This window comes from Thermoplasmatales archaeon (genome assembly GCA_026127925.1).
Lineage (GTDB): Archaea > Thermoplasmatota > Thermoplasmata > Thermoplasmatales > Thermoplasmataceae > JAKAYB01.
Genome location: JAJSLM010000002.1, coordinates 63446 through 86479, shown reverse-complemented (window position 1 = coordinate 86479; position 23034 = coordinate 63446). Strand labels below are relative to the sequence as shown.

Genomic DNA, 23034 nt, shown 5'->3' with positions numbered 1-23034 from the left:
TATAGAAGTTTATTTTTACTTGATAGATAACTATGTTAGCAGGACAACCAATATTGATACTCAGAGAAGGAACAAAAAGAGAAAGTGGCAAGGATGCTATGAAGAATAACATCGACGCCGCAAAAGCCATTGCAAATTCAGTAAGAACAAGCCTCGGGCCAAGAGGCATGGACAAGATGCTTGTTGATTCGCTTGGAGATATTGTCATTACAAATGATGGTGTAACTATCCTTAAAGAGATGGATGTTGAACACCCAGCGGCGAAGATGATGGTGGAAGTATCGAAGACACAGGATGCATTTGTTGGCGATGGCACAACAACGGCAGTCGTCATTGCTGGTGCTCTTCTTCAGGAGGCTGAAAGCCTTATAAATCAGAATGTGCATCCAACCGTAATATCCTCCGGATACAGACTGGCGGCCGAGCAGGCTAAGAAGATCCTTGAAGGTCTCTCAAAGCCAGTAAAAATTGAAGACAAAGATCTACTTGTCAAGATGGCCTCGACATCGCTGGGAAGCAAGAGTGCCGCATCCAGTAAAGAAAAACTTTCAGATATATCTTACAATGCTATTAGGGCCGTTGCTGAAAAGGACAATGGAAAATACAGAGTGGACTTTGATGACATACAGTTGGTCAAGAAACAGGGCGGCGCGATTGAAGACACAAGCTTGATCTATGGGATAATTGTCGACAAGGAAAAAGTGCACCCCGGAATGCCAAACCTCGTCAAAAATGCAAAGATCGCGCTAATGAATGCTGCCTTAGAGATCAAGAAGCCAGAATTTGATACAAACATAAGGATCGAAGATCCTTCTATGATTCAGAGATTCCTCTCCCAGGAAGAGAATGTGTTAAAAGACATGGTCTCAAAGGTTAAGAATAGCGGAGCAAGTGTACTGATTACACAGAAGGGCATTGATGATCTCGCCCAGCACTACCTCTCCAAAGAAGGAATTTACGCCGTTAGGAGAGTAAAAAAGAGCGATATTGATAAACTTGCAAAGGCCACTGGTGCAACCACAGCATCTTCCATAGAGGAGCTTTCTCCACAGGATCTTGGTGTTGCAGAATCTGTTGAGCAGATAAAGATTGGAGATGATTATCTCACCTTTGTAACCGGATGCAAAAACCCGAAAGCAGTAAGCATACTGGTGCGCGGTGGAACTGAACATGTTGTTGACGAGATTGAGCGTTCCATAACAGATTCTCTGCATGTTGTTGCTGCAGCCGTTGAGGATGGAGCTTACACACCGGGTGCTGGTGCCGCGGCCGAGGAAATTGCACTAAGACTCAGGGAATATGCTTCAAAAGTTGGGGGAAGGCAACAGCTAGCAATAGAGAAATTTGCGAATGCCATGGAAGAGATACCGAGAGCCCTTTCTGAAAATGCGGGCCTTGATGCAATAGACATGCTAATAAAACTAAGGAATGAGCATGCAAAAGGGAACAAATCCGCAGGCATAGATCTTTTCAAGGGAGAAGTAACGGATGCTGAGAAACTTGGCGTAATTGAGCCCATAAGAGTTGGAAAACAGGCAATTGACGCTGCAGCTGAAGCTTCTGTTATGATACTCAGAATCGATGACGTTATCGCCACGAAAGGAAGCAAGGGTGGATCTGGCCCAGGAAATATGCCGCAGGGCGGCGAAGGCGGAGAAGACTAAACTAAATTCTACCTAATTTTTGTGCTAAGGAGAGGAAAATCAGCATTCTCTCCAAATTTGTTATTATTTTTCGAAATTAAGAATTTCTTTTGGGCATTCTTGTTGGAATACAATCGCATTGATTCCATGAAAAGCGATAAGGAATATATACAAGGATTATGAGTGAGGCAAACAATACATAACTCAGGATACATGCGCTGTGAGATCCACGTGTTTATTCGAGTGCCCTTTGACATGTTGTGGACACACTTCATCTGCTTTACGAACTTTGAATGAGTTATCCCGTCAGAAATCTATTCTTATGATGCCAGGAAAAAAGAACTTGTAACGTGTTTGGTTGCAAAACTTGGATCAAACAACAAATGTGCTTTGCACTTCACTCATTGACATGATTGTTCATGGAAATTTTTGGAGATTTATTACTTGAAGATTCGAAGAGTACACCGTTCCTGCAAAATGTTATATATCTGGTAATTCTAAGTCAAAAATGGAAAACGCCTATGTGCAGGTATACAAGAAGCAACACTACGGTCTTGTAGGCAAGCATTCTGCAGTGAAAGTGTGCCAGTGGACAAAGAGCGAGTTAACAGGAGGGCGTGGTTGTTATAAGGGTGACTTTTATGGAATAAATTCTCACCAGTGCGTTCAGATGACGCCTGCACTATCGGCCTGCACAGAGAACTGTGCATTTTGCTGGAGATTTCAGGGATTTGATGGGATGCACATAGCTGATGAAGATGATCCTGAATTAATCCTGGAACAATCAATTATAGCACATAAGAAACTCATATCAGGCTTCAAGGGCAATCCAAAGGTGTCTCCGGAGAAGTGGAAGGAAGCCGAGAATCCAAAGCATATAGCCATATCCCTAACCGGTGAACCTACTTTATATTCTAGACTCGGAGAATTCATAGCGTTGGCAAAAAAGAGAGGCATGTCTACTTTTCTCGTGACAAATGGCACCCTTCCTATGGTTCTTGAAAGACTCGATCCATTGCCAACTCAGCTCTATGTTACTACGGCCGGACCGACTAAAGAGATCTTCTACGACCTTCTTAATCCATCGATAGGCAATGCCTGGGAAAATTTCAACAGGACTTTGGAATTAATGCCATCCCTCGACACAAGAAAAGTCATAAGACACACTCTTGTCAAATACATAAATATGCCATACATTGAGGAATATGCAAAAATGGACAACATTGCAAGTCCAGATTACATAGAGTCAAAGGGATATGTCCATGTTGGCCAATCAATAGCCAGGCTTGATCGGGAAAACATGCCGTCCCATGATGATATACTTGAATTCACATCAGAACTTGCATCCAGGACAGGATACGTTCTGTCTGGCGAAAGAAGGGACAGCAGAGTAACATTGCTTTCCAAAGATCCGTCAAAGAGAAAAATAGACTTCTCTCGGATCTGAAAATGAGAGATATCTGCGCGTCATTTTAAATTCGTTTACAAGATTTTAGATCGATAGAAAAATAGGATTATATTCTATCCATTGATTAACATTAATGGTGGATTTTTCATTTTCGGAAGAACAGACAATCCTGAGGGATTCTGTGAGAGAGTTTGCTAATAAAGAAATTGCGCCAAGAATCCAAGATATGGTAAAGACAAAGAGGATACCATCAAGCATAATAACTGGCATGAAGAAACTTGGTGTCTTAGGAATGACTATTCCCGAAGAATATAACGGCATGGGAGCAGATGCAGTCACAACAGGAATAGTTGCAGAGGAGATCGCGCGCCAGGATGTCACTGCAGCAATATCTGTACTTTTTCTGGTTGACAATGCATGGTCCTACCTGCTATCAAAATATGCTAAAGATACTTTAAGAGATAATGTTTTAGAGAAGATTGCAAAAGGGGATATAATAACGGGCGTTGCCTCTACAGAGCCTGGAGCTGGATCCGATCTGGGGTCAATGAAGACTGTTGCTGTGAAAGACCACAGATCTTACATAATAAATGGAGAGAAATCCTATATCAGTCTTGTTAAGGATGTAAGGGAGATAGGCGGAGGTTATGTAACCATTGCAAAGACAGATCCTGACAAGGGTACAGCAGGGATTTCTTTATTCTATACGCCTGATCGAGAAAGCGAGATGGAACTCTCCAGCCTTGAAGAGATGGGACGCGAAGGATCTACCTGGGGATCGATACGATTCCTAAATTATGAGGTGCCTGAAGGTAATATGATAGGCGAGGTTAACCGGGGATTCAAGATCGTTCACGAGGGATTTGAATTTGCACGTGGCCTGATTGCGTTGATATCAGCATCGATAGCACAACAGTGCCTGGACAATGCAACCTCATACATGAAAGAACGGAAAGCCTTCGGGCAACCCATCGGCAGATTCCAGGGGATCCAGTTTGGCCTGGCGGACCACACAGCAAAATTGGAAGCTGCAAGGAACATTGCTTACAAGGCACTGTGGATGTATGACAAGGAGCAGAGAAAAGAGAGATTCACTCGGTTCGAAGTCTCAAAGGAAATCGCCATTGCGAAACTGCTCTCGACAGTGTGGTCATTCGATGCAATAAATGATGCACTCCAATGGCATGGAGCTTTCGGGTACACAAAATTCAATCCGCAGGAGCTGGCCCTCAGAGGGGTAAGGTCCTTCATGCTGGCGGAAGGATCGAGGGAGATCATGAAGACAATTATAGCGAGAGAAACACTTGGAAGAGAATTCGTAAAGGGGTGAAAGTATGGTGGAAGAAGAAATCTCTATTGATGAATTTCACAGGATAGAATTTAGGACTGCAAAGGTTGTTGAATGCGAAAAGGTGGAAAAATCCAGGAATCTCCTGAAGATTATAGTTGATGTCGGTGGTACACGGAAACAGGTGATCTCCAGTATATCTGAATATTATGACCCTGAGGACATGATCGGAAAGACGATAATCATAATAAACAACCTGAAGAAAGCTAGGTTCATGGGGCTTGACAGTGAGGCCATGCTTCTTTCTGCAGAAAATGATCAAACGCTCAGCCTGCTAACCACTGACAAGGAGATGCCATCTGGAATAAGAATCAAATGAATACCATATCCGAAAAATACAGACCTGAGACATTTGCTGACCTGATAATAAGAAAGGATATCCTTTTGCAGATACAAAACTGGCTTGATAGTTGGAAAAATGGAATTCCAGCAAAGCGTGCACTTTTGTTATGGGGATCGCCAGGCACCGGAAAAACTACAACAGCCATCACAGTAGCGAGAGAAAGCGATGTTCCAGTAGTTGAGATGAATTCCTCTGATCAGAGGAATGCTGATGCCATGAAGAGAGTTGCGCTCATGGCTTCCATATATTCGGATCTCTTTAGTGATCACAAGGAGGGCTCAAAAGGTTTCCAGAGAATAATACTTATCGATGAGGCCGATAACATATTCGAAGGTAGGAACAGCGGAACCGGTGGGGATTTTGGAGGATTGTCAGAGCTTTCAAAGATTATTGCCGCAACACATAACCCCATAATAGTAACGCTAAACGATTTTTATTCATTCAGAAGGAAAAATGCCGGGAGAGACATAATCAACCGGTCACTTGCCATAGAATTCAAGCAGTACAATAGAAGAGGGGATCTTGATTATAAAACATTTAGAAACAAACTCGTAGACAGGATAAGAGAGATATCCTCGGGCGAACATCTTGAGTTCTCTTCAGAACGTATAGACGAACTGATTCAGAAGAATGGACAGGACATCAGGAGCATCATAAATGATATAGTTTCAGTCCTTCCATATTCGGATGACAAAGTTTTGAGTTTAGGTGCGAGTAAAAGGGATGCACCCGTATCAATATATAACACGATTTCTGATACATTCAAAGATCGAACCTATGAGAAAATTCTTATCGATCTGTGGAACAAAGATTTCACCACGGAGGATTATTTGATGTGGATTGATCAAAATTTGCCTTATGAAGCAGACGAAGCCGATGACCTATCTGCGGCATATGATATCCTTTCTATATCGGACATATTTGTGGGCAGAGTCATAAAGAAGCAGCATTATGCGTTCAAGGGCTTTGCCGAGGAAATTAGTGCCGGAATATCCTCTGAAATACAGAAGCCGAACAAAAGCTATGTCAAATATGAATTCCCAAGCTACATTATGAGAATGGCTGCTCTCAGGGAAACCCGGGAAACCAGGAAATCTCTATTTCTGAAGTTGTCAACACTGATGCATACCGGTTCCGATAAGGTAAACGATAACCTGTGGTACTTTTCATACATGACCAGAAACAGGAAATTTGCAGATAGCGTCGAAAAACTCCTCATGCTCTCAGAGAAGGAAGTGGCAATGCTGAAGACAGAAAGGAAATCACACTGAATTTCTTTTGATGTCCTCATTCATTACATCTTTGCATTTTTTAATGGTGCCACTCGTGATTATAGTCCTAACATTATCGATCATGTTGATCGAATCTATTACATCGTCTCTGTTATACTGATTAGCAAGGTAAATAGCGTAGAAGTTGTTTCTGAATTTCCGCTTGCAGCCAAGTTTTGTAAGGTTTGAATCCATTTGTCTGAGAACACTATCAAGAGATGATGAATACACAAGAACATATCTCTTTCTTATTTCCGATCCTTTCAACAAAATGAAATGGCTAGGAGGATAAAATATGTTACTGCATGGTTTTTGATAGCCGCTACATCCTGTTAATCCATTGTTCCATGGAATTAGCGATATATATTCCTAAGACAGATAATTGATATCGTTTTGGTAATCCAGAATGATCAAGATTGCTAAATATCTATATATTGCGTGTTAATTCACTTTGTTATAACAAGATTGGAGATAATCGAAAATGAGCGAAGTAAAAAATACTTACAGTTTAGTCGGTGATGCTTGGAAAGATCTAAAAAAATCCGAAATTTATAATTTACAAAAGCAGCGGATGATCTCTTGGAGAAATGGAAATTCAGTCGTAAGAGTGGACTTTCCAACGAGGATAGATCGCGCCAGATCACTCGGTTATAAGGCAAAGTACGGCTATTTGGTGGTAAGATCCAGAGTAAGACGAGGAGGAAGAGGGAAACCCAAGATAATGGGGGGGCGAAGACCCAGAAGGATGGCCTACAACAAGCTGACACCAAAGAAAAGCATACAGTGGATAGCTGAGGAAAGGGCTGCGGACAAATATCCGAATGCCGAGGTTCTTAATTCCTACTACGTAGGTGAGGATGGCTTATACAAGTATTATGAAGTAATACTTGTTGACAGAGAGAGTCCCCAGATAACGAATGATTCTAGAATATCTTGGATTTCCGAACCACAGAACACAGGGCGGGTATACAGAGGTCTAACATCGGCTGGGTACAAAGGAAGAGGCCTTAGAACGGGCAGGACGGGAAGCTCTAAAAGCAGACCATCTATCCGAGCGAATGATAGACTTAGAAGATAATTGATGAACCTTAATCTTTTTCCATACTCGTGTTATGGGAACAGTTTTTATCCTTTCATGGCTATTGCTATGGGGAAAAAATAAAAATGGAATCTAAAAGCGCAAGGCCCTCTGATTATCTGGCGAACGAAAGGACCTTCCTCGCGTGGATACGAACTGGGATCGCATTGATTGCGTTTGGTTTTGTTATTGCGAAATTTGCCATATTTCTTGACATTCTGAAAAATTCATCATCCCTTGGAGCAGGAACAGTGGTATACGGTGAAGTGATGATAATTCTTGGGGCATTGACAATAGCTTATGGCACTTATAATTACCTCGTCGCAGAAAAGCAGATAGAGAGCGATGAGTATAAACCCAAGAGAAAGGTAAATGTTATCTTTTCTATCCTTGTTATCGCTATAGTTGTAGCCATGTCCTTCTTGCTTCTCAAAGTCTAATCGCTTATAGCACGTATGGAAAGCAAGCAAGATTAATTATCCACCTGTCCTTTACCTAATGAAGCCGCGGTGGCCCAGTGGTACGGCGCCAGACTTGAGATCTGGTTCCCTTGTGGATCGGGAGTTCGAATCTCTCCCGCGGCGTTCGTATCCTCATATCAAATTCTAATGGCATGAAGTAGTTGATTCTATCATTTTTTTGTCCCTTTTGATCTTTAGATCCATCCTCCAGTATAGATATAACTTTGTTTTAACATTTCCTAAAATATATATTGCGACTGGAAGGATTTAAACAATACTCAATGAGCCCATACCAGAAAGATCAAAAAAACAAGGAGAGGTCGTGCCGGATAAATCCCCTTACTGAAACAACAAGTAAAACAGCAGTTCGTTGTTGGCACGCCATTAATTTATAGTTAAATGAAAAATGAGTTATTTTCTCCCCATGGTCTACCGGCTGTGAATGTCCTGACTAAAGTCGTGTCATTTGTTAACAGGCATTTGACAATGTAAGTTTGGTATGGAATCGCATTAAAAGATAATATATTACCACTATCAATTTCATAAGGGTTTACGACGTATCTTACGCTTGAATTTCTTTGTGTTATTTGAATCACACTAACGTTATTCGGTGGTGGCGTCTGAATTCTCATAAGGTAATACGGGGGTATTGATATGTGAATTGATACCATAGTGTAAACTGGTTCACTCAAGCCAATTAGTTCAGCTGTTAAATTAACAACGAGATTCTGAACCTTTGCAGAATTAGATAGAAATGGTGAAATATATCCTACAGTTGAATAATTAAATGCAAAGTTATAGTAGTTCTGTCTGAAATTGAAATAGGATACATTGTCAAGTTGAACTCTACTCATAACCTTTGAAACTCCATGGGTACCGTTGAGAGCCAACTCGCTCCCATAAGAGTTCTGATTAATAGTGACATTGTTCGAAGCCTGGGCCGAAGGAAATAGAGGATTGAGAACTAGGTAAGAAATGAACGAGGATCTGAATGATTTTGCAGAAAAAATTATGAAAACAGCTGTTGGATGAAGATTGGAAGCTATATGGCCTTCTACTCTCACACATTCGCTAATTTCGTATGTTGGGAAATTATTGAATACAACATTACTTGGATTCAAATCCGCATATAATTTTGAGTAATTTGAACTAAAATAGGAACTAGAACCGCTTTGATTGAGGTAAGATATTGATCTGTATGATGTGGAATTATTTCCAAGGACGAACACTGGATCGTCAGATGGTATATTTGTTGGACCGATTGTACTTCCAAATATGCGACCAACATAGGAATGATATTCAAAACCTGGTTCATAATTGTAAACAAAAACCATGATAACTGTTATTGCAACAATTACAACAAGTATAGAAATAAACAGACGTTTATGTAATCTGTAATATTTTTTGATCCTGTTTGGAATAATCGTAGCCATTATCTCTATCCCTTAAATACACAGAGTCTTTAGTACATTTCCGCCGAAATTACCTGTACTTATATCGCCATTTGGAACTTTTTCCAAGGTTCCGTTTCCTTCAATATGGCGAAACATAAAAAGGAATCCTGTCCCAATTATTTAACAATCCCTCTAACGCTTTCCGAATATTCCCACTTGATTAGTTGATTCTGAGGCAACCAAGTATTCACACTACCTAGTCATTGCACTCCGGACATTATGGATTGTAAAGAAATCCAAAATAAGGTTTTTCCGGATCTACGTTTAGTACTCGATCCACAAAGGGAGGACCCGTATTAAAGGTGTAGCTCTCCTTTGTTCCATTGAGATAGAAAAAAGCAGTGTAATTTGTGTATGGTTCCACGGGCAGTGAACGATTGGTTTCATTCACTATGTAAGTAACATTTGTACGATCATTTTTCATATAAAAGAACGGGACCCCCATATTTTTAGTGATATAAACTAATGGCAAAACCCTAATGTTGACCTCGACTGATGAAGTTACTTTTTTGCCGAGACCAAGGAGGCTCGCACACAATTCGAAGTTTTGTCCCTGCACGGAACTAAGATTCCTTGTTGCGTTAAATGTGAGCCTGACCAACATAGTCAATCCGAAATTATAATAACCACTCGAGAAAAAGTCGAAATGCGTCACATTTTTTGTACTGAGACCTAGTACCACAGGGGAAGAAAAGTTATGGATTGACGGACCGTAAGGGTAACTAGGGTAGTAACCGTGCTCAGGAGTCGAAAGATTGTCTACAGACTGACTGAACCTGTCCCATATACAACCATAGGTATTGTTCTGGTTTATGATGTGAACATAGTTTTCTCCTTTGTTATTTCCAATCAAGTAAAAATGCAATTCTACCCCAGTAGGATGCAAATTATCCAGAATGTGCCCCTTCACAGACAACCCTGAAATAAAGCAATAAAATAAATCACCTGGCTTTGTTAACACTAATGTATTCATTTCAAAAGCAGTATTTTGTCTCAAATTCAACTGCATTTGGCCAAGCGACATCTTAAATGCTGAAGGTTTACTCTGATTCAAGTATGTTATTGATGTTATATTTCCATTCACATAGTAATTGCCAACCCAAGGCCCTGTTCCATTGAATTCGGAATTGTTTGTTGCAAATGTAAACTCACTTGAAGAGTTGTGCAGTGTGTATGGTGGAACGTATACAAATCCAACGAAAAGAACCGAGGAGATCACGATTAGAGCAATTATAACTGCAACTAGACTTACGAATGTCCTCTTGTGCCGGATTCTGAATTTTTCTTTTTTCTTCTGATCCATTTTCTCGCCCGATTCTTTAAACTCAACGTTTAGACCTTAAAGTCTCTGGGCCCAAAAGACGAACCCAGACCTCCAGTAGTGATGCTGTGACCCCCGTTGGGTAAATTCCCAACGTATGATAGATCGTATACATTTGGACCGTAGAAGACGTTGTATGTCGTATACGAATTTGCGTAGAACACAAAATCACTATAACTGGAACTGCCTGCATAATTATTGCTGGTAACTTCATAGTAAATGTCCGTTCCTGCGGGATTAAAGTAGAGATTTACCCCGCCTATAGATACATTATTACTGTTTTCTGTGGAGCCGTATATGGCGTAGGCAGGGACCAACGGAATTGTCTTGCTAAAGTTAACATTCCCGTCATAGCCGACAGAGCAACCGAGTATAGTTAAGCTGGATCCGGTACTTCTAAGAGCATTTGCAGGTAAAGTAAGCTTTAGTCTTGTTCCAGCGGAATAATTTGCCCTCTCGATTGAACCATACGTAGAGGTATCATCACCGTTCAGAACAAAACATTGCCAAACTTTTCCGGAATCCTCAACTTTTGTGGTAGCACCACTTGTTTCGTGTACCGAGGATATGAGAGCAGATGAGATGACTCCTAATACACCTAATGGAATTGAAAATTCAGGTGCAGCGATCGAAGCAGCAAGAGAAAAGGCACCTATCATCAAAGACGCAATTTCACCAGCGTTTGAATTTCCACTTGAGTTCACATCGCCCATGTGAACAGAGTAATCACTACCCGAAGCGACACTCAAATATGACCCGCTTGGGCCGCTATTAAGTTGACCTTGAAGCATTACGTATGGTCCACCGATTCCGTAGCAGTCCGTAGCAACTATACCAGAACCACTCAAGTAGAGGTTTGTAAGTAGACACCCCTCTTGGTTATTATTACTAGTGTATGCCTGAGAGTATGAAACATTAAAGGCAAATGCATTTTCTCTATATCCGTTCTTTTCATTTATTTTCGTAGAACCTTTCTCATTAATTAGATTTATTGGAGGTGTGAATCCAACACTACTTAGGTATATAGCGTTATTCCCGTCGTAACCTATCCACTTATAAGGATTAGTATCCATGTGTATACTGACACTTCCTAGGGATGAATACCAGTAACTTGTGTATACGTGTCCGCGATAGTCGTAGGTCTCTCTGTCGTAAAGATAGTTGGCGCAGAATGTTATATTTCCGATAATATTGTCAGTCCAGCTCGCTGTATATGTATTTCCGTCGGTCACGCTGGTGCTGTGAATATTTTGTGTCTGCCCACCACCGGATATATAGAAGTTGACCTTTCGGGGAGATGAACCTGAGAGGGAGTTGATGGTGACACTTAGGGTTATTGTGTCTCCTAACGCGGTACTTGATGGAGCGTTAAGCGTAGCACTGATGTCTCCATAATAATAGATTGAACAAGACTCTCCAAGGGGTTTCTTCCCTATGGTTGGATCGATGAAGAACGCTCCACCTGATCTAAGATCGACAGCATATGGGATAATCAGGGCATTCGTACCGTTGCTGTATGCCTTCACTCCCCTGACGAATCCGTTTGACTGCCATCTCACGGGTATACCGCTGATGTTTGTCGATGTTCCGTTTAGGAGAGAGACACTCGATCCGTAGGTGAAGTAACTCCTTTCACCTACGAGATCGAAGGAGACGATATATTCAACTGGATAATTGAGATTGTTTACGATCATTGCAGAGGAATTCACTATTGTGTTTCCTGTCATGACGTTGTTCACGATCAGCGTTACATTGTTGTTGCGATATTCCTCATAGGTTATCGATGAGGAATGGATGGAGAATTCCGGAGTCATGTTCTGGGGGATGAGATTCCCGTTCTCGTCCATAAATACGTTATAGGATAGGGCTATGCTCTTGTTCTCTATACTATACGGTGACCATATCGGAACGCCCCCCCGAATCATGGGTTAGATTCAGGACAAAGAAAGAGGTGGCGATCATGGCTGCGGTCAAAATGACTGCCAGGAAAATCTTCCGCATAAGAATCAAAAGAGATAATCCTATAAAAAGTTTGCTCGGAATTTACCTACATACTATATTTAGAATATGGAATTATTGTGATTCTTCGGATCGGATGCACCAACCAAACAGGATCATTTTCAAAAAGATTCTATGCTTCACTTGACAATCATCCTACGATGATACATATCTCCATCTTAATTCGTTTAATATAATTACGAAATTGTGAACGCAAATAATTTCTTACCCATCAACGGTTATATACTAAAAAATAATACAGCACAGCCTTATTTTGTGCGAAGACTAAAGAGGTTACATATCTCTTAAGGCGCTGGGGTGAATCGACCTCGCTGGAGTGTTCCGACTCTAAGATGTGCCAACAATGGTCGAACGAAGAAATCTGATACTTGCAAGCGTCCTTATCGGAATGTTGATGTCAGCTATTGACACAACTATTGTTATACTTGCTCTCCCAACCATTACTGACCAGCTTCACGCTCCATTTCTCGATACTATCTGGGTAATTCTGATCTATCTACTGGTGCTTGCTGCTTTGACGACCCAGTTGGGACGTCTAGGCGATATATTTGGAAGAGGAAGGATATTCAACATTGGTTTCCTTGTGTTTATAGCTGGATCTGCAGCATCTGGAGCTTCGCCGAATGTAATGTTTCTGATAATTTCCAGAGCGTTTCAAGGCTTTGGCGCGGTCCTGATTCAGGCAAACAGCAGTGCCATAGTTGCAGATTACTTCCCACCAAAAGAGCGCGGAAGAGCATTTGGTATAACAAGCATGGGCTGGACAATTGGAGGAGCACTTGGAATAGTGCTTGGAGGAATAATTACCACACTTATAGGATGGAGGTATATATTTTACATAAATGTCCCTGTAGGTCTGATAGGCTTCTACTTCTCGATTATGTACATAAAGGATAATAAGAAGACGAAAACGACGATTGACTACTTCGGAACAGTACTGCTTCTTGTATTGCTTTCCCTCATTTCTTATGGCGCAGTAGAAATAGCCGGAAATGGCATTGATATCCTGAATCTCGTGCTAGTTGTTGTTGGCATTGTGCTTATAATACCGTTTATACTTGTAGAAAAACATGTTAAGGATCCTTTGATCTTGCTGAAAGCCTTTAAGGATCGTGTTCTATCGTTCTCCCTTCTTGCGGCTACTTTGCAGGCAATAGGTTATCTTTCCGTTCTGTTCATTTTGATAATGTATCTTCAGGGGATAAGAGGTTTCAGTCCCCTGGATTCTTCACTTCTGCTTGTCCCCGGGTATATTATTTCAAGCTTGTTCGCCCCCAGGATGGGAAAACTCTCGGATAGGGTAGGATCAAGAATAGTCGCGAGCATTGGAATATTCCTGATGGCGGGTGGTGTCTTGATTTATCTCATGATGGGACTGAATTCCACCTTGTACCTCGTGATCGCCGGTTCAATTGTTACTGGTTTCGGAGGGTCCATGTTCTGGCCGTCTAACAATAGTGCGGTAATGTCTGGGGCTCCCAGAGAACTCTACGGTTCGATCTCTGGATTGTTAAGGACTTTAAGCAATGTTGGAACACTCTTCAGCTATGTGATAGCAATATCCATAGCTGCCTTGTCGATCCCACGTTACATTGCATTCGAAGTCTTTCTTGGAGTAACCAAGCTGGAAGGCGGAGTTTCCTCAAAATTTCTTGTTGGAATCCATGCTGCACTTATAGCGAGCTTTTTCATCCTGGTCGCCGCAGGAATCAGTTCCCTTGTGCGTACAAAAGTCGTCAGATCTGAGGAGAATACCTTGAAAACGCCTGAAAGTGATTACATTGCAAAAAGGTAACTGTGCAGCGAACGTTCTCCGAATTTTTGTCTGAGCGTTTCCCAGCCTGCTGCAACGAATTTCTTAAATGCCTTGAACTTCTTAGCTATTCATGGAAATTGTGGTTGTAGGTTGCAAAGGTTTTGGGAACGTTCACTTAAGATCGATTAAGGACATTGATATTAGCATAGTTGAAAGAAACGATTCTGTCGCTGAGGAAGTGATGCAAAAGTACCGTATAAAAAAGAGATATTCAACCTTCGATGAGGCCATCAAGTCCGATGCAGATATAATCGATTTGGTGGTCCCGCATCATATTCATAAGGAAATGGCGATCAGAGCGATGGAAGCTGGGAAGAATGTTATAGTTGAAAAACCAATAGCAACCTCATTGAAAGATGCCGACGAGATGATCTCAGCTTCAAAAAAGAATGGCATTAAATTCATGGTGGCGGAGCAGTATTTCTTCGACCCATCGGTGAGATATGCTGCGAATACAATAAAAAATGGGATTCTTGGAAAGATAGGAACAATTATCGTGAGAGATCAGCGATACTTCGACAAGCCTGGATGGAGGACTGAATCTGATCATATGGGCGGCGGATCGCTCATAGATGGTGGAATACATTATATCGATACTTTGCTCAACCTCGGCGGAAACTACTCGAGAATAGAATCCGGAGACACACATCTTGGTTCATCAATTCAGGGCGAGGACAACGCCACAGCCTTATTCCACTTCAAAGGTGGATCTATCGGCTTCTTTTATTATTCATGGGCATACAGACAACCGCCTTCCGTTCCAGGAATCGAGATAATAGGTTCTGCAGGTTCCCTTTACGAGGATGTAAATTCCAGAAGCCAGTTAGATTTCAAATTCCCGGATAGAAAAACGGCATTTGGTGGACTCATACTCAACGGAAAGCCAGCTAATATTGAGTTCTATGATGTATTTGAGAAAGAATTCTCTGAATTTATTGAGTCTGTAAGAAATGATACCCCAGTGCCGTTTGATCCAAACCTTGCAAAAAGGGACCTGGCAGCCGTTCTCGAAATATATAACAACGGTTCGGATTCTTAAGATTTGTTTTATAACAGAGTTGCTTCTTCAACGAAAATCCAGATATCTATGGCCTATTGTTGGTCGCTGAAAATTAAATTTGTGAAAATATTGCACGAAATTTAGAACGAACTAAAATCATAACCTGCAGGTTATATAAATGCACTTTGCTGGGCAAAAGTGGATTGAATGCCAATCCATTTCTGCACTTCATTTTTTATAACTTTCAGCTTTACGATCTGTTTTCATTCACTCCCGACAAGATATCAATCAGTTCCCTGTCGTTCTTTGGCGGAAGGAGACATTCAGTTCTGCTGCATACTGATATCTGGTTCTTTGTAACATCTTTCTCAATGAAATGATTCAGCTTTGCAAGTAGATCGGTAAGTTCACTGTTCGCAAAAACAAATTCAGCATGTGGAAAGAAATTTTCCCAAACAGATCTTCTTACTTTTTCTAACTCAGGAGTGTTGTCCGGAACAGTAACAAGATATGGTTTTGAGATAGCGTGATCAATGGCAATCATCATGTACGAATGGAAAGGAGCGCCTCTTTCGATCTCGGCGTTAAATGCGTTTGCTATGTTCTTTGCCTTTTCAAACATATCATTATTTCCTGTGATCAGCGAAAGTCTGAGCAGGTTGAGCATATGAACTGAGTTGCCTGATGGAACAGCTCCGTCGTAGCCCTCCTTCAGCCTTACAGAGCTACCTGTATCATCTCTTGAACTGAAGAAATATCCGCCATTTTCAGTGTCTTCGAACAGTTCGTCTGTTATTTCAGCAAGTTTCAGGGAGAATTCCAAGTAGGTTGATTTACCTGTAGCAGAGAATAACTCAAGTTCAGACTGTATAACGTTGGCATAATCGTCCAAAAAACCGTCAGGTGAAACAAAACCATCCATGTAAAAGTGATGAAGTCTGTCACCTTCGAACATTTTATTTCTTATAAATTGCTCAGCTTCGATTGCATAATTGAGTAATTCATCCATGTTAAACGCTTTATAAGCCCTGACGAGTGCGGTTATCATAAGGCCATTGATGTCCGCAAGTATTTTTTTATCTTTAAACGGAGGGTTTCTTTTTGATCTGCCTAGCCTCAATTTTTCAAGCATGGAATAAATATTTTGCTCGAAACTTTTGGGTTCAATTCTCCTTTGAAGTGCTTCTTCACGGAGTGTCCTGTTAAGATGAAGCACATTCTTTCCTGGATTCCTTCCCGAAGCTTCGTCGAGATAGTTCCCATCAGGTCTCACATTATACAGCTCTGCGAATAAGCTCCCGTCCTTTTCTCCAAGAACGCGTAAAATTTCATTGTATTCCCAAACGTAGAACTTCCCCTCTTCCGAATCGCTGTCCGCGTCTATGGCAGAATAAAATCCCCCCTCCTGAGATCGCATCTCCTTAGTCATGAATCGAAGAATCGACAGCACAGTCTCTTTAAAGAGTTCGTTGTGGGACATCTGGTACCCTTCAGTATATGCGATGGAAAGCAGGGCCTGATCATAAGTCATCTTCTCAAAATGGGGCAAAATCCAGCCTTCGTCGGTTGAGTACCTGTGGAAGCCACCCCCTACATGGTCATATATGCCACCCAGCCTCATAGAAGTCAGTGTTTTTACACCCATTTCAAGAGCATTTCTATCTCCCGTGGAGAAAAAAACTCTGAAGAGGAACATTATGTTATGGGGTGTTGGGAATTTGGGTCTGGAACCGAAACCACCGTTACTGGAATCGAACATTGAGGTTAATCCTGCAAAGGCTTTTTTCCTGATTTCAGGTGTAACGGATAAGGCTGGTTTCTTCTGTTCTACTCGCATTAGTTCTGCCAGCGCCTCTGATCCACCTTTTATTAAAGCATCCTTCTTTTCCTTCCAGAATTCTTTTATCCTCTCTGTCAGTTCGATAAGTCCGATCTGCTCTCCCCTGCTTTCTTTTGGCACATAAGTTAGTGCCAGAAAAGGAACTTTATCTGGTGACATTATAATGTTCATTGGCCATCCACCGGACCCTGTCATCAGCTGGCATATTTTCATATAAAACGAATCAAGATCTGGCCGTTCTTCCCTGTCCACTTTAATTGAGATGAATGTTTCGTTCATCACTCTTGCCACTTCCGGATCTTCGAATGACTCTTGCTCCATTACATGGCACCAGTGGCATGTCGAATATCCTATGCTTAAAAAGATAGGTCTGTCTTTGTTCCTCGCCTCGCTAAAGGCCTCATCTGACCATGGGTACCAGTTAACAGGGTTGTGAGCATGCTGTTGCAGATACGGACTCTTCTCCGTTATTAGTTTATTTGCGAAATCTGGCATCGGCACGGTAATTTCGTCTTCATAATTATACTCAATGTAGCAGTTAAGACAATAGACAGCTGTGCCCAAGGCTCAGAACCCTAAAAATTTTCAAAACAACTTCGTTCTTCTTTATTAACGATGCTCGAATCACGGATTCGTGAAAATAGCTGTACTTGTGAGGCATGGTGAAAGCATATCAAACACAAAGGGAATAATATCGAGCGATATCGAAGGTTACCCGCTAACAAAGAAGGGACATTCACAGGCCGAATTTGCCGCCAAGCAACTTTCTCTCCTGAAGATCAATAGAATAAGAAGTTCACCAGTTCAGAGAGCCCGTGAAACTGCAGAAACTATCGGAGCGGAACGTGGTATTCGCGTTGAAACCGACGAGAGGTTGAGAGAATCTTACCTTGGAAAATTCAATAACACAGAGATTGGGGCGTTCCCTGCAGTAGGCAGGTCAAGGGCTGGACTTGGAGTCGAAACCTGGGAAGAGCATCAGGAAAGGATGCTGCGCGCCATTGAATCTGTCTCAGGCATAGAAGTCCTTGTATCCCACGCCCTACCCATCAGGTCAGCTGTGTCCAAATACATGGACCTTGGGGAAGTTGAAAGTTATGGCGTTGAGATAAGAAACTGTTCCATATCAATGATCGATGTAGAGAGAGGTAAGCTTCTTTCCCTCGGTTCGCTCTACGTGACTCCGAAGAATCTGGAATACATTTCTGATTTGATCGACAAAAAGTAAATAGATTTAATACTTACTATAAAATGCAAATAGAAACTAATTCGGTTGGTTCCATGAAGATATACGACACAATGCAGAAAAAAGTTGTTCCGTTCAAGTTGAGTAAAAACAGGATAGTGAAGATGTATGTCTGCGGCCCAACAGTATACGATAGCCCTCACATCGGACATGCTAAAACATACGTATTCTTCGATGCTCTCGCGAAGTACCTGAGAATCAAGGGATTCTACGTTTTCTATGTCCAGAATATAACCGATCTGGATGATAAGATAATAGCAAAGGCAGCTCAGGAGGGTCTGCCAACTGAGACAATTAGCAAAAGGTACTTCATGGATTATCTCAGGATCATGAGAGCTTTGAAGATAGACAGTGTGAACATTTACGTTCCTGCGACCATGGAGATAAGGAAGATCATTTCACAAATCAGGACTTTGGTGAGGAAAGATTATGCATATGAAACGGACGACGGCGTGTATTTTTCTGTTTCCAGATTTCCAGACTACGGAAAACTTTCGGGCCAGGATCTCAATTCACTGCGCTCAGGATCAAGGATAGATATCAACGAGAATAAAAGAGATTCCAGGGATTTTGTAATATGGAAAAAGATGAAACCCGGCGAACCTTACTGGAATTCCCCGTGGGGAAAAGGAAGGCCGGGATGGCACATAGAAGATACTGCAATAACTGATGCGTTTCTTGGAAAAACATATGACATACATGGGGGAGGAACCGATCTGATATTCCCTCACCATGAAGCGGAAATAGCGATAGAAAGATCCGCAAGTGGAAAAAAGATTCTTTCCAGATACTGGATACACACAGGGATGCTCAATATAGAAGGTGAAAAGATGTCGAAGTCTCTTCACAACTATGTCACAATAGATGAGATCCTCAGAGATTTTACACCGGAAGATTTAAGGTACGCCCTGCTCAACTGCCAGTTTAATACGCAGCTCAGCTTTTCAGGGGAATTAATGGAGGAATCCAGCAAAAACGTGAATGCACTGTCTTCCATATATAACAAATTGCTGCAGAAGGCTGGAAATGAGACCTTCGAGAACGACGAGGGGACCATAGCGTCCCTAGATTCGTTTCTCGAAAATAACTTAGATTTCAGGGGAATGTTTTCAAAGCTGATGTCCTTTGTAAATGAATGGAACAAAAAACTGGATACAATGGAACCTAAGGCGGCTTACTTGTCTCTGTCAGTCCTTAAATGGGTAAACGAGTTCACAGGAATAATAAGGGAATCTAAGACCACAGCCAGAAGCGACGACCTGATCCGCCTCCTTCTTTCTGCAAGAAAGAGCCTCAGGATTGCAAGGGACTTTGCAAGCTCTGACGCGATAAGATCTGGTCTGAAGAAGCTTGGCGTACACATCGAGGATCAGGGGAACGAGACTATATGGTGGTATTCTGATACTGAGGGTGAGGAAGAATGAAATCAGCCTTGATAGTTGTGGATATGGTCAACGATTTTGTCACGGGAAAATTTGGTTCTAAGGGTGCGATCGAGGTGTTAAAGAAACTTCCGAAGATCATTAGCAATGCCGAAGGAAAGATGGAGGTTGTCTTCACCCTGGATACGCATATAAGTGATGATCCGGAATTCAAGGTGTGGGGGGAGCACTGTCTTATAGGGACTCCTGCAAGCGAATTGGTACCAGAACTGAAAGGATTTCCCGGGTATCGCATAAGGAAGAGACACTATGATGCATTCTTTGATACCGACCTTGACGGTTTTTTGAGAGCGCGGGGAGTATCAATCCTTTTCATATGCGGTGTAAGCACTGACATATGTGTCCAACACACCGTAAGTGGAGCGTTCTTCAGGAATTACGAGATTAATGTTATAAAGAGTCTCTGCGCTGCCATCGATCCCAAGAGGCATGAGGAATCCCTTTCTTTCATGGAAAGAAACTACCAGGTGAGATTAATAAATGACAGTGAACTGCTTGTGGAAGTGAACTAATGTCTACATTCAATATTGCCAATGATGAGGATATACTTGCTGGTAAGGCATCGGACGTATATTTTGAGAGGAGCATGAAGGCTGTTTCCGGAGTAAAATTCAATGATAGAGTTACCGTTGAATTCACACTATCAGGCCCTCTTGACCCATGGGTCAATTTCTCTGGTCTGGATGAGGTTGTAAAACTGCTGTCCGGGAAACATCTGGATCTTTATAGCATTCCTGAGGGCACCATACTACCCCCCAGGGATTATTCAGGAGTCCCTATTCCATTCATGCGCATTGAGGGCAAATATCCGGATATTTCTGTTTTTGAAACTGCAATCCTAGGCTTCATATGCCAGTCTACAGGTATTTCGACTTACTCCTCTAAAATAAGGCAGGTGCTCGGGGACACAACGTTCATTTCATTCGGTATAAGGAGAATGCATCCGGCGATTTCCCCAATGATAGACCGTGCAGCTTTCGTAGGTGGAGCGGATGGAGTGTCGGGGATTCTGGGAGCCAAACTTATTGACGAGGAACCGGTGGGCACAATGCCACACGCCCTCTCTCTTCTACTCGGAGACGACAAGGCATGGGAGTATACTGTAAAAAATTCCAGAGATACTGCGAAGAAAACGGTTCTCATTGATACGTACGGCGATGAGAAGTTCATGGCCATAAAAGCGGCTGAGATGTTTCCAGAGTTAGACTATATACGACTCGATACGCCCAGCTCAAGAAGAGGTAATTTTGCAAATATAGTGAGAGAGGTGAGGTGGGAGCTCGACTTGCGTGGATTCAGGAATGTAAAGATCATGGTTTCAGGTGGACTGAAGCTTGAGAATTTATTAGAACTAAAAAAAGCGGGTGTTGCTTCATTTGGCATAGGGACATCCATATCTTCTGCGAAACCATATGATTTTGCCATGGATATAATTCAGATAAATGGGACACCGATCACAAAGAAAGGAAAATTTTCAGGAAAGAAAGAGCTATACAGGTGCAAAAAATGTCTCAGAGTCGAGGTATCGACATCTCCAATTGAAGAGAAAAAATGCGAATGTGGTGGAGAAATGGAAAACCTGCTCAAAAAATTCCTGTCCAACGGAAAACAGGAAAAAGAGTACGAATCTCCGAAAGAAATAAGGGCACGTACACTAAGAGAACTTAAAAACATTGAACGATTGTCCGCAGCTCAACCTATTTCTTGATCTTGTGATCGATATATTCCTTGAGAGCGACAGCATTATTCATTTTTTCTTCCTTTGACGAAAACAAAAATATGACGTCGTTTTTCTTGCAGATTTCTACCAGTTTTTCAGTGTCCGGATTCTTATCAAGCTCTTCGTAATATTTTCGCTTGAATCCCTCCCATTTTGCCGGTTCATGGTTAAACCACTTTCTCAGTGCATCTGTGGGTGCGACGTTTTTCATCCACATTCCAAGGTTCGCCTTCTCCTTTGTAAATCCCCTCGGCCAGAGACGCTCTACAAGAATCCTCATGCCCTTTTCGTCGCCTGAAGCCGAGTATATTCTTTCTACCCTGATCACAATATGATACCTTTTTGAAATATAAAAGGAATTTGTTTTAAAATACCCCGTTCTCCAAGGGATGGGTAAGGACAAAAGATTACAAATAACACCTATGCATGCCCACCATTGTTCGTATTGAAGTTATATGGACAAGCTGATGAAGCTTCTTTGAGTTACGAGAAAAATAGAAATGCAGCCCTGTCTAGGCGATCGGTCTAATATTACCTTTCGACTTCATTTGTCGTTGACATTACAAATTTTCTACTTTCCCCTTATTTTGGCCTTTACCGACTAAAAATTTCACTTCAAAACTCATACAAATGCGAATCAATTTCCATATGTTCTAGCATACGAATGTGAAAAAACATTACATTGAAAACATATATTTATGGGAGCATTTTTTAAGGGAATTAGTTTTTTACTGCGAGTATAGCACTAAACTGAACGTGGTTCAATGAACTGGACGGATTTACAGCTATGATCATGTAATTGCCTTTTTCAGCAGTGATGTTTCTTTCAAAAAGCCCTACCTCAGCGATTGTATTCTTCGATTTAGAATTAGGAGTTAAGTGAATTGTGACGAATCCCTTAGCGAGTTCGGCATAAAGGAAGTTGTTATCCATGTATTTATGTGCAAAATCGTTAACAAGCTTGACTCCTTGTGATTCATTGAAAATATAGATCCATAAACCATCACTAACGTTAACGGTGGAGGAACCTTTCGCTGTATGAACGGATAAATTGAATCTCCCGCTATTAGCAGTTGTGAAGTTCTGGACTAAAACTGTGTTGGGGCTTATGTTAAATGGCGAAATTACAAACGAGGTCTCGTCCTGTTTCATTATTGAACTGCTAAATGAAACATGTGCCGGGTCAGAAGGATGGTACAGTATTACTGCACCAGAAACTGCCGATACACTGACAACAATTAAGATCACGATTAAAGTCAATTTTCTTAGATACATTATTACCTACCTCCCAGTAACGGTGTATATACATCAATTTCAGCAACTGGCTCTGTAAACGTTGACGCCTCACATAAATAAGGCCTTTCTGCAGTCGTTGTACGTGTTAACATTACATTATACCGAAGAAACGCAGTGGAAAGGATAACGAGACCGGAGGGAACGGGAAAAGAACCAGAGAAGAATATATTTGTGTTAATCCGGAGAGAAAAACCCCCCAAATAGACAGCAAGAAAATGAAAGGAACGACCTAACAAAATAGAGTGCGGATTTATAGCACACATAGACATCATAATTATTAACGATATTTAAATATTAACGCAGTAACGAGCAAGATAATGAATGGTGT

Annotated in this window: 20 protein-coding genes and 1 tRNA gene; 14 read left to right on the top strand and 7 right to left on the bottom strand. The window is 41.6% G+C overall.

What is annotated here, in order from left to right; all coding sequences use genetic code 11:
- The first annotated feature begins 32 nt into the window (after window positions 1-32).
- From LVQ96_02675 to LVQ96_02655, 5 genes are all read left to right on the top strand, one after another.
- Window positions 33-1664 carry a TCP-1/cpn60 chaperonin family protein gene (locus LVQ96_02675; protein ID MCW6170055.1) on the top strand — a complete coding sequence of 544 codons (1632 nt, stop codon included), beginning with the start codon at window positions 33-35 and terminating at the stop codon, window positions 1662-1664.
- Between the two features lie 487 nt (window positions 1665-2151).
- Window positions 2152-3090: a 4-demethylwyosine synthase TYW1 gene (gene twy1 / locus LVQ96_02670; GenBank protein ID MCW6170054.1), complete on the top strand. Its 939-nt coding sequence runs from the start codon at window positions 2152-2154 to the stop codon at window positions 3088-3090.
- Window positions 3091-3184: 94 nt separating this feature from the next.
- Window positions 3185-4381 (top strand): acyl-CoA dehydrogenase family protein, encoded by a 1197-nt coding sequence (locus LVQ96_02665; protein MCW6170053.1) that lies wholly within the window; start codon window positions 3185-3187, stop codon window positions 4379-4381.
- 4 nt (window positions 4382-4385) lie between these two features.
- Window positions 4386-4718, top strand: a complete 333-nt coding sequence (metG, locus tag LVQ96_02660) for a methionine--tRNA ligase subunit beta (GenBank protein ID MCW6170052.1) — start codon at window positions 4386-4388, stop codon at window positions 4716-4718.
- Window positions 4715-6013: a replication factor C large subunit gene (locus tag LVQ96_02655; protein ID MCW6170051.1), complete on the top strand. Its 1299-nt coding sequence runs from the start codon at window positions 4715-4717 to the stop codon at window positions 6011-6013. The genes metG and LVQ96_02655 overlap by 4 nt, the downstream gene beginning before the upstream one ends.
- Here the strand turns inward: LVQ96_02655 and LVQ96_02650 are convergent.
- On the bottom strand, window positions 6005-6280 hold the full coding sequence (locus LVQ96_02650; GenBank protein ID MCW6170050.1) for a hypothetical protein: 276 nt from the start codon (window positions 6278-6280) through the stop codon (window positions 6005-6007). The two genes, LVQ96_02655 and LVQ96_02650, sit on opposite strands and share 9 nt — an antisense overlap.
- A gap of 214 nt (window positions 6281-6494) precedes the next feature.
- On the opposite strand from LVQ96_02650, the gene LVQ96_02645 reads away from it, so the two are divergent.
- The 3 genes from LVQ96_02645 to LVQ96_02635 all read left to right on the top strand — a co-directional run bounded on the left by LVQ96_02645 (window position 6495) and on the right by LVQ96_02635 (window position 7675).
- Window positions 6495-7091, top strand: coding sequence for a 50S ribosomal protein L15e (locus LVQ96_02645; GenBank protein ID MCW6170049.1), 597 nt, complete (start codon window positions 6495-6497; stop codon window positions 7089-7091).
- A gap of 86 nt (window positions 7092-7177) precedes the next feature.
- A complete protein-coding gene (locus tag LVQ96_02640) occupies window positions 7178-7531 on the top strand; it encodes a DUF202 domain-containing protein (GenBank protein MCW6170048.1) in 354 nt (117 codons plus the stop codon).
- Window positions 7532-7594: 63 nt separating this feature from the next.
- Window positions 7595-7675 (top strand) — tRNA-Ser (locus LVQ96_02635).
- 272 nt (window positions 7676-7947) lie between these two features.
- On the opposite strand, the gene LVQ96_02630 is transcribed toward LVQ96_02635, so the two are convergent.
- From LVQ96_02630 to LVQ96_02620, 3 genes are all read right to left on the bottom strand, one after another.
- Window positions 7948-8985 (bottom strand): hypothetical protein, encoded by a 1038-nt coding sequence (locus tag LVQ96_02630; protein MCW6170047.1) that lies wholly within the window; start codon window positions 8983-8985, stop codon window positions 7948-7950.
- Between the two features lie 238 nt (window positions 8986-9223).
- The gene (locus LVQ96_02625) at window positions 9224-10309 is read right to left on the bottom strand and encodes a hypothetical protein (GenBank protein MCW6170046.1); all 1086 of its coding nucleotides are present in this window, start codon (window positions 10307-10309) and stop codon (window positions 9224-9226) included.
- 29 nt (window positions 10310-10338) lie between these two features.
- The gene (locus LVQ96_02620; GenBank protein MCW6170045.1) at window positions 10339-12174 is read right to left on the bottom strand and encodes a hypothetical protein; all 1836 of its coding nucleotides are present in this window, start codon (window positions 12172-12174) and stop codon (window positions 10339-10341) included.
- A gap of 515 nt (window positions 12175-12689) precedes the next feature.
- Here LVQ96_02620 and LVQ96_02615 point away from each other — a divergent pair.
- On the top strand, window positions 12690-14141 hold the full coding sequence (locus tag LVQ96_02615; protein ID MCW6170044.1) for an MFS transporter: 1452 nt from the start codon (window positions 12690-12692) through the stop codon (window positions 14139-14141).
- Window positions 14142-14232: 91 nt separating this feature from the next.
- Window positions 14233-15201 (top strand): Gfo/Idh/MocA family oxidoreductase, encoded by a 969-nt coding sequence (locus tag LVQ96_02610; GenBank protein ID MCW6170043.1) that lies wholly within the window; start codon window positions 14233-14235, stop codon window positions 15199-15201.
- Between the two features lie 211 nt (window positions 15202-15412).
- Here LVQ96_02610 and LVQ96_02605 read toward each other — a convergent pair whose 3' ends face one another.
- Window positions 15413-17566 carry a thioredoxin domain-containing protein gene (locus tag LVQ96_02605; GenBank protein MCW6170042.1) on the bottom strand — a complete coding sequence of 718 codons (2154 nt, stop codon included), beginning with the start codon at window positions 17564-17566 and terminating at the stop codon, window positions 15413-15415.
- A 70-nt stretch (window positions 17567-17636) separates the two neighbouring features.
- Here LVQ96_02605 and LVQ96_02600 point away from each other — a divergent pair, with 70 nt between their 5' ends.
- From LVQ96_02600 to LVQ96_02585, 4 genes are read left to right on the top strand one after another with little or no spacing between them, the layout of a single operon-like run.
- The gene (locus LVQ96_02600; protein ID MCW6170041.1) at window positions 17637-18230 is read left to right on the top strand and encodes a histidine phosphatase family protein; all 594 of its coding nucleotides are present in this window, start codon (window positions 17637-17639) and stop codon (window positions 18228-18230) included.
- 23 nt (window positions 18231-18253) lie between these two features.
- Window positions 18254-19672: a cysteine--tRNA ligase gene (cysS, locus tag LVQ96_02595; GenBank protein ID MCW6170040.1), complete on the top strand. Its 1419-nt coding sequence runs from the start codon at window positions 18254-18256 to the stop codon at window positions 19670-19672.
- Window positions 19669-20202 carry a cysteine hydrolase gene (locus LVQ96_02590; protein ID MCW6170039.1) on the top strand — a complete coding sequence of 178 codons (534 nt, stop codon included), beginning with the start codon at window positions 19669-19671 and terminating at the stop codon, window positions 20200-20202. The genes cysS and LVQ96_02590 overlap by 4 nt, the downstream gene beginning before the upstream one ends.
- Window positions 20202-21398: a nicotinate phosphoribosyltransferase gene (locus LVQ96_02585; GenBank protein ID MCW6170038.1), complete on the top strand. Its 1197-nt coding sequence runs from the start codon at window positions 20202-20204 to the stop codon at window positions 21396-21398. The genes LVQ96_02590 and LVQ96_02585 overlap by 1 nt, the downstream gene beginning before the upstream one ends.
- Here LVQ96_02585 and LVQ96_02580 read toward each other — a convergent pair.
- On the bottom strand, window positions 21388-21738 hold the full coding sequence (locus LVQ96_02580; GenBank protein ID MCW6170037.1) for a DUF488 family protein: 351 nt from the start codon (window positions 21736-21738) through the stop codon (window positions 21388-21390). The genes LVQ96_02585 and LVQ96_02580 overlap by 11 nt on opposite strands.
- A 392-nt stretch (window positions 21739-22130) precedes the next feature.
- Window positions 22131-22685: a hypothetical protein gene (locus LVQ96_02575; protein MCW6170036.1), complete on the bottom strand. Its 555-nt coding sequence runs from the start codon at window positions 22683-22685 to the stop codon at window positions 22131-22133.
- Between the last annotated feature and the right edge of the window lie 349 nt (window positions 22686-23034).

Excerpts from the sequence above, each read along its gene's own strand:
- LVQ96_02665 (MCW6170053.1), top strand. The coding sequence starts at position 3,185 with ATGGTGGATTTTTCATTTTCGGAAGAACAGACAATCCTGAGGGATTCT.
- metG (MCW6170052.1), top strand. The coding sequence starts at position 4,386 with ATGGTGGAAGAAGAAATCTCTATTGATGAATTTCACAGGATAGAATTT.
- LVQ96_02655 (MCW6170051.1), top strand. The coding sequence starts at position 4,715 with ATGAATACCATATCCGAAAAATACAGACCTGAGACATTTGCTGACCTG.
- LVQ96_02585 (MCW6170038.1), top strand. The coding sequence starts at position 20,202 with ATGTCTACATTCAATATTGCCAATGATGAGGATATACTTGCTGGTAAG.
- LVQ96_02610 (MCW6170043.1), top strand. The coding sequence starts at position 14,233 with ATGGAAATTGTGGTTGTAGGTTGCAAAGGTTTTGGGAACGTTCACTTA.
- LVQ96_02640 (MCW6170048.1), top strand. The coding sequence starts at position 7,178 with ATGGAATCTAAAAGCGCAAGGCCCTCTGATTATCTGGCGAACGAAAGG.
- LVQ96_02645 (MCW6170049.1), top strand. The coding sequence starts at position 6,495 with ATGAGCGAAGTAAAAAATACTTACAGTTTAGTCGGTGATGCTTGGAAA.
- LVQ96_02575 (MCW6170036.1), bottom strand. The coding sequence starts at position 22,685 with ATGTATCTAAGAAAATTGACTTTAATCGTGATCTTAATTGTTGTCAGT.
- LVQ96_02620 (MCW6170045.1), bottom strand. The coding sequence starts at position 12,174 with ATGGACGAGAACGGGAATCTCATCCCCCAGAACATGACTCCGGAATTC.
- LVQ96_02625 (MCW6170046.1), bottom strand. The coding sequence starts at position 10,309 with ATGGATCAGAAGAAAAAAGAAAAATTCAGAATCCGGCACAAGAGGACA.
- twy1 (MCW6170054.1), top strand. The coding sequence starts at position 2,152 with ATGGAAAACGCCTATGTGCAGGTATACAAGAAGCAACACTACGGTCTT.
- LVQ96_02590 (MCW6170039.1), top strand. The coding sequence starts at position 19,669 with ATGAAATCAGCCTTGATAGTTGTGGATATGGTCAACGATTTTGTCACG.
- LVQ96_02630 (MCW6170047.1), bottom strand. The coding sequence starts at position 8,985 with ATGGCTACGATTATTCCAAACAGGATCAAAAAATATTACAGATTACAT.
- cysS (MCW6170040.1), top strand. The coding sequence starts at position 18,254 with ATGCAAATAGAAACTAATTCGGTTGGTTCCATGAAGATATACGACACA.
- LVQ96_02615 (MCW6170044.1), top strand. The coding sequence starts at position 12,690 with ATGGTCGAACGAAGAAATCTGATACTTGCAAGCGTCCTTATCGGAATG.
- LVQ96_02675 (MCW6170055.1), top strand. The coding sequence starts at position 33 with ATGTTAGCAGGACAACCAATATTGATACTCAGAGAAGGAACAAAAAGA.